Raw genomic sequence first — 12,160 nt, forward strand, 5'->3', positions numbered from 1 at the left:
CTTATTTACCTGTATGTTGTTCTTTCTCTGCGGCTTTAGCTTCGGAACGGGCTTTATGTTGAGCGCTTAATTCGCGTAAGGTCACAACACTCACGCCTGCTAGAATTGCAGCTGCACCACCTAATAAACCAATGGCGGTCATGGTTGCACCTGAACCTTCGGTATTATTAACATCTGGTTTTTCAACGCGTGGTGTTGGGTTTTCTACGCCCGCTAATTGGAAGATACCTTTAGTAAAGCCGACCCCTTTTTCGTTACAACCATAGCAAGGGTGTCCGATACCGACTGGCCAGTTATTACCGCCGACATCACAGAATTCCAAAGTAGAGCAGTTACCGTAAGTTTCTGGTCCTTTACAACCGAGATGATACAAACACCAACCGTTGCGGTGACCGTAATCGCCGTATTCTTTAGCGAAACGACCCGCATCAAAGTGTGGACGACGATAGCAGTTTTCGTGAATTAAGCGATCGTAAGCGAATAATGGACGATTTAATTTGTCCATTGCGGGTAGTTTCTTATAAGTAAGAATATAAGCGACAGTTGCAAGGAAGTTGTGTGGATTTGGTGGACAGCCAGGAATATTAATCACAGGTGTACCTTTTGGTAAGACTTCAGATAGGCTGCTTGCACCAGTTGGGTTGCCACCGCTGGAAGGTACGCCGCCCCACGCGGCACAAGAACCGATAGCAATAATCGCTGCAGCACCTTTAGCTGCTTCTTGGATGTGTTCTACAATCGGTTTACCTGCTACCATACAATAGACGCCACCGTCTTTCACCGGAATAGATCCATCTACGACTAAAACATATTTTCCATAATATTGTTTAATTGCATTGTGTTTATTATCTTCAGCTTGTTCCCCGAAGGCTGCAGAAAGGGTTTCGTGGTATTCTAAGGAAATCATTTCCAATACCAAGTTTTCTACTGTTGGGTGGGTCGCACGTAGCAAGGATTCAGTACACCCCGTACATTCTTGCGCCCCAATCCATAATACTGGTGGACGTTTAGGTTCGGTTAAAGCAGCGGTCATTTCTGCACCCGCTTTTGAACTTAACCCCATAGTCGCCGCAAGTGCGGTACATAACTTCATAAAATCCCGACGGGAAACTTCTGCTAAAGCAGAAAATAATCCATCACTTCGTTGCATATAATCACTCCAATTGGCACGTTACTTGTATGGTTAATTTACCCATGATATGCCTTAATGAGGGAAATTTATTTGATCGTAATCAAAAATACCCTTATTTTCCTTATAAAATAAGTGGGTAAGTGATTGTTTTTACTTAATTATTGAGAATGATTGTTATTTGCCAGCATTATCTTCACTTGGAGTATATTTTTTGTACATAAAATCACAATAATAAAGAAGGATTTGGTCTCGAAAAATCTTCGTAAAATTTGACCGCACTTTGCGTCGATATGAATAGGAAGTGAATAAGTTAAATTCTTGGTTTTGTTTATTTTTATTGATTTTTATCAACAAAAAATTGTCTAAGAGAATGGATTTTATTACGCTTTTCCCTATACTAAGCAGGGATAATTTTTTATGGAGAAAATAATGATGAGTGTAGTCGCAGGTATTGTTGTTGTAACTTTAGCTTTCACCATTTCAATGTATAACAAATTGGTTATGAGACGTAATCAAGTGAGCAGTGTTGAGGCAAGCGTGGATGTTCAGTTAAAACGCCGTTATGATTTGTTACCAAACCTTGTTGCCACAGCAAAGGAATATATGTCGCATGAGCGTAGCTTGCTTGAGCGTATCGTAACGTTACGTGAAAGTGCTAAATTAGCTCATACTACAAGTGAAAAATTCCAACTCAATAATGAGATTTCGGGGGTATTACGTCATTTACAGGTTCGTCTAGAAAATTACCCTGATCTCAAATCTAATCAAAATCTTATGCAAATTCAGACCGTACTTAGCGATGTAGAAGAGCAAATTTCTGCAGCAAGACGTACTTATAACTCAGCAGTTGAAGAGTATAACAATGCGGTGGAAATGTTCCCATCAAATTTAATTGCAAACTTGTTTAATTTCCAGAAAGGAACATTTTTCGATATTCCTCAGAATGAAGCGGAAGTCCCTAATGTGGGTAATTTATTTAAACAATAAGTGGAAAAACCATGAATACACCAAAAGAGATTGAAGGGATTCGTTTTCTTGGATTGGAAAAATTAGATGAGGAACGTTTAGCCATAAAATCCCTTATTAACAAATCGATAATAGGGTTGTTTTTTGGGTTATTTTTGCTTCTCGGCGCGATAGGGAGTGAGAATCTATTAAGTACGGCATTGATTCTTGGTGTGCTCATTTATTGTTTTCGTCGCTTATTTTTTAGATACAAACGCTTTATCGCAGAATTTAAAACTCGGGTGATTAACACAATTGTTCAGGAGTTTGGTTTCCATTTTAGAGCAGATAGAGGTCTTCATATTGCTGATTTTCTCTCGGTTTATGATACGGGACCCGCTACTTTCCGTAGTGAGGATTTAATTTTTGGTGAATTCAACCAGACTGAAGTTGAAATCTGTGATTTTTCAGCATTTAACATGGAGTTGAGGGAAAAAACGGTTAAATCATTAGGGATTAAGAACTTTCAAGGCATTTTATTCAAAGCAACTTTTCCTAAAGAACTAGCCCATTGGGTTTATGTTTGCGATAAGAAAGAAGCGGGTTTAAGAAAAGAAGGTGAGATTGCATTGATGGATAATCCGTCTTTTAATCGTTACTTTGATGTCTTTACTGAAGATCAAATCTTAGCAAGATATGCCTTATCGCCTAAGTTAATGGAACGCTTTTGTGGATTGAAAGAGAAATTTAATAGCCCTATTTCGATGGTGCTTCGTAATCGAGAAGTGATTATTGCGGTTAATTTAGGAAAGAATAGTTTTGAACCATCCTTTGAAAAGTCATTGTTGGAAGACAATACGATCCGTGATTATATTTCGAGTATCAAAGGTTTCACAGATATGGTGAAAGAACTCGGGTTAAATAACCATATTTGGAAATAAGTGTTAATACAATAAAAAAGACGAGTTTAGATAAAACTCGTCTTTTTGTTTTATATGCTATGTACTTGTTTATTGGTTTTTAAACAGCGAAAATTTTGACCGCACTTTTATTTCGCAAAATAGTCAGTTTTTTGCTATAATTCCGCACAATTTTCATTACAAAATAGAGAAAAACTATGTCAGAAACACCGGTTACAGAAAATGCTTATGGTGCATCAAGTATTAAAGTCTTAAAAGGGCTTGATGCGGTTCGGAAACGTCCGGGCATGTATATTGGGGATACCGATGATGGAACAGGCCTACACCATATGGTGTTTGAGGTGGTGGATAATGCGATCGATGAAGCCCTTGCGGGTCATTGTTCCGATATTATCGTGACCATTCATGATGACAATTCTGTTTCCGTACAAGATGACGGCCGTGGTATTCCAGTAGATATTCACCCAGAAGAAGGTGTTTCTGCAGCAGAAGTAATCATGACAGTGCTTCACGCGGGCGGTAAATTCGATGATAACTCTTATAAAGTATCAGGTGGTTTGCACGGCGTGGGTGTTTCGGTAGTAAATGCACTTTCTGATAAATTGCAATTAACCATTCGTCGTCAAGGTCATGTGCATGAGCAATTCTATCACTTGGGTGAGCCTCAAGGACCTTTAACCGTTATTGGTGAAACTCAAGCAACGGGTACAACCGTGCGTTTTTGGCCAAGTCCAGAAATTTTTGCAATTACAACTTTCGATTACAAAATTTTAGCAAAACGCTTACGTGAGCTTTCATTCTTAAATTCTGGCGTATCCATTCGTTTAATCGACAAACGTGATGGTACGGAAGATCACTTCCATTATGAAGGTGGTATTCAGGCATTCGTTGAATATTTAAATAAAAATAAAAATCCAATTCATCCAAAACCATTCTATTTTTCAGCTGAAAAAGACGGCATTGGCGTGGAAGTCGCATTGCAATGGAATGATGGCGTAAACGAAAACGTTTATTGCTTTACCAACAACATTCCACAACGTGATGGTGGTACTCACTTAGCCGGTTTCCGTGGCGCATTAACCCGTAGCTTAAATAACTACATGGAAAGCGAAGGGTTACTGAAAAAAGAGAAAGTGAGCACTTCAGGTGACGATGCGCGTGAAGGTTTGGTGGCAATTATTTCGGTGAAAGTGCCAGATCCTAAATTCTCTTCACAAACAAAAGACAAATTAGTGTCTTCTGAAGTGAAAAGTGCGGTTGAATCTGCCATGAATGAGCGCATGCAGGAATATCTATTAGAAAATCCAGCTGATGCAAAAATCATTGTAAATCAAATTATTACGGCTGCACGTGCACGTGAAGCGGCTCGTAAAGCACGCGAAATGACCCGTCGCAAAGGCGCATTAGATATTGCTGGCCTTCCGGGTAAATTAGCTGACTGCCAAGAAAAAGACCCAGCTCTTTCAGAGCTTTACCTCGTGGAGGGGGATTCTGCGGGTGGTTCTGCAAAATCAGGTCGTGATCGTAAAACCCAAGCGATTTTACCGCTAAAAGGGAAGATTCTTAACGTTGAAAAAGCACGTTTTGACAAAATGCTTTCTTCTCAAGAAGTAGGTACATTAATTACGGCGCTAGGCTGTGGTATTGGCCGCGATGAATATAATCCTGATAAATTACGTTATCATCACATCATTATCATGACTGATGCGGACGTGGACGGTTCACACATTCGTACTTTATTGTTGACCTTCTTCTATCGTCAAATGCCGGAATTAATTGAGCGTGGTTACGTGTATATCGCTCAGCCGCCACTTTATAAAGTGAAAAAAGGTAAACAAGAGCGTTATATCAAAGATAACGACGAAATGGTGCAATATGAGTTAATGCTTGCGTTAGATGGTGCAGCGTTACATATTAGTGCTAATGCGCCAGCAATGAATGATTTAGTGTTTGAGAAATTAGTAGGCGAATATAACAATGTTCAGAAATTAATTACTCGTTTAAGTCGTTACTATCCAGAGCCATTGTTACAAGGCTTGGTTTACCAACCACAATTAACCGTTGAGTTAATGCGTAATGAAAGTGCGGTCGAAAATTGGGCGAATGCTTTTGTTGCGTACTTAACCGAAAAAGAAACGGAAGCCCATTTATATTCAGCAAGAACCCAATTTAACAGCGAACGCCAAGTATATGAAGCCGTCATTACCGTTCGTAAACATGGTATTGATACAGATTACTTCATTAACTTTGATTTTGTGACAGGCAATGAATTTGCGAAGATTTCTACATTCGGCCAGCAAGTCAATGGCTTGCTCGAAGAGGGGGCGTATGTCACTCGTGGTGAAAAAACTCAACCAGTTCAATCATTTGAACAAGCTGTTGAATGGTTGATGAAAGAATCTCGCCGAGGTTTAGAAATCCAACGTTATAAAGGATTGGGTGAAATGAATGCTGAGCAACTTTGGGAAACCACCATGGATCCAAATGCTCGTCGTATGTTAAAAGTATCAATTAAAGATGCTGTTGCTGCAGACCAACTCTTCACCACATTAATGGGTGATGAAGTTGAGCCGCGTCGTGAATTCATCGAAATGAATGCGTTGCGAGCAAACTTAGACGTTTAGTCTAATATTCAAAAATATCACTGAGAATGACCGCACTTAGGAAAACCGAGTGCGGTATTTTTTTATTTTATTTAGAAATAGAAATAATTTTCAATTAGATCTATTATTTGTGTGTATTCTTTACTATAATTTTCACGATTTTTATCGTTTAAGGACAATGATACGAAATAGACTCGTTTTTTGTTGTTAGATTGGTAGCAAAGTACGCATAGTAATGTGCGTACTTCTTTTTTGTTTTTAGGAGCAATCATTATGATGATAGATAAACGCCTAATTAACACGGTGGCCGACAGTAAAAAATGGATTGGTATCACGGTGTTATGGAACTGGGTGGCGTTAATTGGTGGGATTATTAGTGCCGTCGTGTTTTCTTATATTTTACAGGCGGCTTATTTTAACGAATTGGGCCCACTAAGTGCGGTCATTTTGGGCATTGTTTTAATTGCCGCTTTGGCATTGCGTGCCTTTGCGGGTAAAAAATCGGTGCAGGCTTCTTATTTTGCCAGTACAAAAGTGAAACATGAGTTGCGTAGCCTCATTTATCGCAAATTGGCTTCGATGCCACTTAACCAAGTGAATCAACAATCTACGTCAAATATTATCCAAGTGGCTTCAGAAGGTGTGGAGCAGCTTGAAATCTACTTTGGGCGTTATTTGCCACAGCTTTTTTATAGCTTGCTTGCCCCACTCACACTCTTCGCTTTCCTGATCTTTTTCAGCTTTAAAACAGCCGTGATTTTGCTGATTTGCGTGCCGCTTATTCCTATGTCGATTATTGCGGTGAATAAAATCGCGAAAAAACTCCTGGCAAAATATTGGTCCATTTATGTGGGATTAGGCAGTAGTTTTTTAGATAACCTACAGGGTTTAATTACGCTAAAAATCTATCAAGATGATGCTTATAAAGCGAAAGCGATGGATGAAGAAGCGGAACATTTCCGCAAAATTACCATGAAAGTGCTCACCATGCAGCTTAACTCGGTATCACTCATGGATTTACTTGCTTATGGTGGTGCAGCAATTGGGATTTTAACGGCTTTGTTGCAATTCCAAGCCGATCAATTAACTGTATTAGGTGTCATTTTATTTATTCTGCTTTCTTCTGAATTCTTTATTCCACTTCGTTTATTGGGTTCTTTCTTCCATGTGGCGATGAATGGTAAAGCGGCATCAGATAAGATCTTTACATTGTTAGATACGCCAGTTGAAACTCAAACACAAGCGGTCGATTTTGCAGCGAAAAATGCTATTCAAGTGGATATTCAAAATCTATATTTTGCTTATAGCGAAGAGAAGCCTGCGATTGTTGGCTTAGATTTAAGCATCTTACCAAATCAGCTTACGGTATTTGTGGGTAAAAGTGGTTGTGGTAAATCGACCTTGGTTTCATTGCTAATGGGCTTTAATCAAGCGCAACAAGGTAAGATTTTGTTCAACGGCCAAGAAATTCAAGAGATTGATCGTCATTCGTTTTACGAAAAAGTCTCTTTGGTGAGCCATAGCAGTTATGTGTTTAAAGGTACGCTACGTGAAAACATGAAGATGGCGAAAATTGATGCCACAGATGAGCAAATTTATGCGTGTTTAGAGCAAGTCAATCTGGCGCAATTCGTTCGAGATAATGGTGGATTAGATATGCAGCTATTAAGTCGTGGCGCGAATTTATCCGGCGGTCAAATTCAACGTTTAGCCTTAGCACGCGCGTTATTACACAATGCGGCGCTTTATATTTTTGATGAAGCGACCAGTAACATTGACGTGGAAAGCGAAGAAATTATTTTGCAGTTCATTCAACAATTTAAACAACAAAAAACCATTGTGATGATTTCTCACCGCTTGGCTAATGCCGTGAATGCCGACTGCATTAATGTGCTTGAACAAGGCAAATTGATTGAGCAAGGCACGCATAAAGAGCTCATGGCAAAACAAGGTGCGTATGCTGAAATGTTCCAACAACAAAAAGATTTAGAACAAATTAGAGAGGTGTCAAATGCGTAAAAATGGTTTTGTTGTAATGGGGCATTTGTTGAAATTAGTGACCCCACTTGCGCATATCATGGCGTTTACCATCACCATGGGAACGCTTGGTTTCCTGGCTGCCATCTTTATTATGGTACTTGGGGCGATGGGGTTAGTGAATCTCTTAAACTTTGACACCCATTTAAGTTTTTCTGGCATTTTGACCGCACTTATCGTTTTAGCGGTGGCTCGTGGCGCGTTGCGTTATTTAGAGCAAATGTCTGGGCATTATATCGCCTTTAAATTATTGGCATTATTGCGTGACAAAGTGTTTTCTTCTTTGCGCCGTTTGGCTTTTGTGAAGTTGCAAGATAAACAAGCGGGGCAATTAGTGTCATTAGTCACCAATGATATTGAATTGCTCGAAGTATTCTATGCGCATACCATTGCGCCAATTATGATCGCTTTCTTTACCTCTGCGATTTTATTGTTGGTCTTTGGACATCTTTCTGGCTGGTTTGTGGTTGTTGCATTAGCCGCTTATTTAACAGTGGGCGTGATTCTACCCATTATTACCACCAAATTGGCGCGTGAAGATGGCAGACGCTATCGTGAATTAGTAGGCGAAATGAATGACTTCTTCCTCGACAGCGTGCGTGGTATGAAAGAAATTCAACTTTTCGGCTATGCACAACAACGTTTAGCAGAAATCCAACAACGCAGCCAAAAAATTGATACGGCTTTTGAACGTATTAAAGACCAAGAAGCGAAAGTGCGCGTTTACACTGAAGTGGCAGTATCAGCGTTTAACATCATTATGTTATTCACCGGCTTAATTTTGTTTAGTCTAGATAAGATTGATTTTTCTGCCTTTTTAATCGGCGTGATTTTATTGATGTCTAGCTATGGCCCGGTTATTGCGTTAAGTAACCTTTCAAGCAACTTGTTACAAACTTTGGCTTCAGGTGAGCGTGTATTGAGTTTGCTAGCAGAAGAACCCGAATTAAAAGACGTAGAAAGTGCGGTCGATTTAAAAGAGGTTTCTCGCATTGATGTTGAGAATGTAAGTTTTGCCTATGGTGAAGAACAAATTTTATCGGATGTCAGCCTGTCAGTAAAAAAAGGTGAAATCTTAGGGATTCACGGCAGAAGTGGCAGTGGTAAAAGTACCCTGTTAAAACTACTAATGCGTTTTTACGATCCTAAATCAGGTAGCATTAAAATTAACGGTGAAACCTTACCGAACATCAACACTCATAGTTTGCGTGACAATATGGCGTACATTACCCAGCAAACCTACATTTTCAACGAAACCATCGAGGAAAATATTCGCCTTGCACGCCGTGATGCAACATTAGAAGAAATTATGGAAGCCGCGAAGAAAGCGTCAATTCATGATTTCATTTTAAGCTTGCCAGAAGGGTATCAAACAAAAATGACGGAATTGGGCGGCAACCTGTCTGATGGTGAAAAACAACGTATTGGTATTGCTCGTGCATTCCTACACAACGCACCGATTATTTTACTCGATGAACCGACCAGCAATTTGGACAGCTTAAACGAAGCGATGATTTTGAAATCATTGTTGAATGTGAAGGCAGAAAAATTGATTATTCTAGTGAGTCATCGCCAATCTACCATGGCTATTTGTGATCAGGTGATTGGCATTGAGAATGGTAGAATGTCGTAAGGTAGTGAGAAAAAGAGCGATCAATTTGACCGCTCTTTTTTATTTTCTTAATTTCACTAATTCAACTTCATGATTTTCACCTTTTCTAAGAATGAGATTGGCGCGCTCACGAGTCGGCAGAATGTTTTGTTTTAAATTCAATCCGTTAATGTTATCCCAAATGTTACTGGCTGTTTCAATGGCTTCTTGCTCAGAGAGATTGGCGTAATGTTTAAAATAGGAATCCGGATTAGTGAAAGCACTTTGACGGAATTTTAAGAATCGTTTGATGTACCATTCTTTAAGCAAATTCTCGTCAGCATCAACATAAATAGAAAAGTCCACAAAATCAGATACGAAGGTTTGATTGGCTTTGTTTGAACCTGTTTGGAGAACGTTTAGTCCTTCTAAAATTAAAATATCCGGTTGATCGACAATATCGAACTTATCAGGAACAATATCGTAAGTCAGATGAGAATAAATAGGTGATTTTACAGAAGGCTTGCCTGATTTGATATCAGCCAAAAAACGAATTAATTTGGCCGTATCATAAGAAATAGGAAAGCCTTTTTTCTGTAGCAAATCATCTTTTTTAAGTTTCTCTAATGGATAAAGAAAACCATCAGTAGTAATTAGATCAACTTTTCGTTCGGTAGGCCAGTGAGTCAGCAAAGATTGCAAAATACGTGCCGATGTACTTTTCCCAACAGCAACACTACCCGCGATACTAATGATGTAAGGGACTTTAGGGCTTTGTCCGCCAAGAAAACGATTCAAAACGGTTTGGCGACGAAGATTTTCATCAATGTAGTAGTTGATGAGACGTGCAAGTGGCAAGTAAATGGTGCTCACTTCATCAAGAGAAAGCTCTTCATTAAAACCTAAAAGCGGTTTGAGATCTTGCTCCGTTAATTTTAGCGGAACAGATTTTCTTAATTCGGCCCATTGCTGACGGCTAAAGTTCAGAAAGGGCGTTAGTTGTTCGGTAATTTCCACGGTGCTTTATATCTGGAGTGAAAAAATTGGACAAAATATACCCTATAAATGAGTTGTGATCATCGTTTTTTATTAAAAGTGATGAGTTTTAAAGCAAGAATGTGGCTTTTTGCTTGTAAATTAGACGAATAGTTAAAAAAAACGCATTTTTCATAAAAAAAACTTGTCAGGCATAAAATTTTCCATATAATACGCCTCACTTGCTTACAACACGCCGACTTAGCTCAGTAGGTAGAGCAACTGACTTGTAATCAGTAGGTCACCAGTTCGATTCCGGTAGTCGGCACCATCCTTTAGTAAACAAGTATTCATTTAGCGTGGAGGGGTTCCCGAGCGGCCAAAGGGGGCAGACTGTAAATCTGTTGGCTCAGCCTTCGAAGGTTCGAATCCTTCTCCCTCCACCATTTTCTAAATGAATTCTGATGGGACAGATGAATTTAGGACTGCGGGCATCGTATAATGGCTATTACCTTAGCCTTCCAAGCTAATGATGCGGGTTCGATTCCCGCTGCCCGCTCCAAACGCTGATATAGCTCAGTTGGTAGAGCGCACCCTTGGTAAGGGTGAGGTCGGCGGTTCAAATCCGCCTATCAGCACCAGCCTTCCAAATTCCTCTCTCCTTATTAAATAGTAATGATTTTATTGGTTAATGTGGTTTAATTTACCCATCGATAACCGTGTCTATTTAGAGGGACTCTTTAAATGTCTAAAGAAAAATTTGAACGTACAAAACCGCACGTAAACGTGGGTACAATCGGCCACGTTGACCACGGTAAAACAACTTTAACAGCAGCAATCACAACTGTATTAGCAAAACACTACGGTGGTGCAGCTCGTGCATTCGACCAAATCGATAACGCGCCAGAAGAAAAAGCGCGTGGTATCACCATCAACACCTCACACGTTGAATACGATACTCCAACTCGTCACTACGCACACGTTGACTGCCCAGGACACGCGGACTATGTTAAAAACATGATTACCGGTGCGGCGCAAATGGACGGTGCAATCTTAGTAGTAGCAGCGACAGATGGTCCAATGCCACAAACTCGTGAACACATCTTATTAGGTCGCCAAGTAGGTGTACCTTACATCATCGTATTCTTAAACAAATGCGACATGGTAGATGACGAAGAGTTATTAGAATTAGTAGAAATGGAAGTTCGTGAACTTCTTTCTCAATATGATTTCCCAGGTGACGATACTCCAATCGTACGTGGTTCTGCATTACAAGCATTAAACGGTGTTGCAGAATGGGAAGAAAAAATCCTTGAGTTAGCAAACCACTTAGATACTTACATTCCTGAACCAGAGCGTGCAATTGACCAACCGTTCCTTCTTCCAATCGAAGACGTGTTCTCAATTTCAGGTCGTGGTACAGTAGTAACAGGTCGTGTTGAGCGTGGTATCATCCGTACTGGTGATGAAGTTGAAATCGTTGGTATCAAACCAACATCGAAAACAACAGTAACTGGTGTTGAAATGTTCCGTAAATTACTTGACGAAGGTCGTGCAGGTGAAAACATCGGTGCATTATTACGTGGTACCAAACGTGAAGAAATCGAACGTGGTCAAGTATTAGCGAAACCAGGTTCAATCACTCCACACACTGACTTCGAATCAGAAGTTTACGTATTATCAAAAGATGAAGGTGGTCGTCACACTCCATTCTTCAAAGGTTACCGTCCACAATTCTATTTCCGTACAACTGACGTAACTGGTACAATCGAGTTACCAGAAGGCGTGGAAATGGTAATGCCTGGTGATAACATCAAAATGACAGTAAGCTTAATCCACCCAATCGCGATGGACCAAGGTTTACGTTTCGCAATCCGTGAAGGTGGCCGTACAGTAGGTGCAGGCGTTGTTGCGAAAATCATCAAATAATTGATGTATTAACTGTAACAAGTTAGAT

8 protein-coding genes and 4 tRNA genes are annotated in these 12,160 nt (G+C 39.9%); 10 read left to right on the top strand and 2 right to left on the bottom strand.

The genetic code is table 11. From position 1 onward, the window contains the following. Nucleotide 1: 1 nt before the first annotated feature. Entirely contained in the window at nt 2-1,150 is a 1,149-nt protein-coding gene (gene hybO / locus AC979_RS04245; RefSeq protein ID WP_005697985.1) for a hydrogenase 2 small subunit, read from the bottom strand. A 411-nt stretch (nt 1,151-1,561) separates the two neighbouring features. Between hybO and AC979_RS04250 the strand changes: the two genes are divergently transcribed. The 5 genes from AC979_RS04250 (at nt 1,562) to cydC (ending at nt 9,270) form a co-directional block, all read left to right on the top strand. Beyond that, nucleotides 1,562-2,119 (top strand): LemA family protein, encoded by a 558-nt coding sequence (locus AC979_RS04250; protein ID WP_080971306.1) that lies wholly within the window; start codon nt 1,562-1,564, stop codon nt 2,117-2,119. Nucleotides 2,120-2,130: 11 nt separating this feature from the next. Continuing rightward, nucleotides 2,131-3,018, top strand: coding sequence for a DUF3137 domain-containing protein (locus AC979_RS04255; RefSeq protein ID WP_049372992.1), 888 nt, complete (start codon nt 2,131-2,133; stop codon nt 3,016-3,018). Nucleotides 3,019-3,194: 176 nt separating this feature from the next. Then, nucleotides 3,195-5,621, top strand: coding sequence for a DNA topoisomerase (ATP-hydrolyzing) subunit B (gyrB, locus tag AC979_RS04260; RefSeq protein ID WP_049372993.1), 2,427 nt, complete (start codon nt 3,195-3,197; stop codon nt 5,619-5,621). Between the two features lie 252 nt (nt 5,622-5,873). Next, nucleotides 5,874-7,619, top strand: a complete 1,746-nt coding sequence (locus tag AC979_RS04265; protein ID WP_049372994.1) for an ABC transporter ATP-binding protein/permease — start codon at nt 5,874-5,876, stop codon at nt 7,617-7,619. Next, on the top strand, nt 7,612-9,270 hold the full coding sequence (gene cydC, locus AC979_RS04270) for a thiol reductant ABC exporter subunit CydC (RefSeq protein WP_049372995.1): 1,659 nt from the start codon (nt 7,612-7,614) through the stop codon (nt 9,268-9,270). The genes AC979_RS04265 and cydC overlap by 8 nt, the downstream gene beginning before the upstream one ends. Nucleotides 9,271-9,309: 39 nt before the next feature. Here cydC and coaA read toward each other — a convergent pair whose 3' ends face one another. Then, complete coding sequence (gene coaA / locus AC979_RS04275) at nt 9,310-10,245, bottom strand: type I pantothenate kinase (RefSeq protein WP_005695046.1); 936 nt, start codon at nt 10,243-10,245, stop codon at nt 9,310-9,312. Nucleotides 10,246-10,458: 213 nt separating this feature from the next. Between coaA and AC979_RS04280 the strand changes: the two genes are divergently transcribed. The 5 genes from AC979_RS04280 (at nt 10,459) to tuf (ending at nt 12,132) form a co-directional block, all read left to right on the top strand. Continuing rightward, nucleotides 10,459-10,534 (top strand) — tRNA-Thr (locus AC979_RS04280). A 30-nt stretch (nt 10,535-10,564) separates the two neighbouring features. Then, a tRNA-Tyr gene (locus tag AC979_RS04285) sits at nt 10,565-10,649 on the top strand. A gap of 41 nt (nt 10,650-10,690) precedes the next feature. Then, a tRNA-Gly gene (locus tag AC979_RS04290) sits at nt 10,691-10,765 on the top strand. A 3-nt stretch (nt 10,766-10,768) separates the two neighbouring features. Next, nucleotides 10,769-10,844: transfer RNA gene (locus AC979_RS04295), tRNA-Thr, on the top strand. Between the two features lie 103 nt (nt 10,845-10,947). Continuing rightward, nucleotides 10,948-12,132: an elongation factor Tu gene (gene tuf / locus AC979_RS04300; protein ID WP_049365036.1), complete on the top strand. Its 1,185-nt coding sequence runs from the start codon at nt 10,948-10,950 to the stop codon at nt 12,130-12,132. Nucleotides 12,133-12,160: the final 28 nt, after the last annotated feature.

This window comes from Parahaemophilus parainfluenzae, assembly GCF_001053575.1.
GTDB lineage: Bacteria > Pseudomonadota > Gammaproteobacteria > Enterobacterales > Pasteurellaceae > Haemophilus_D > Haemophilus_D parainfluenzae_S.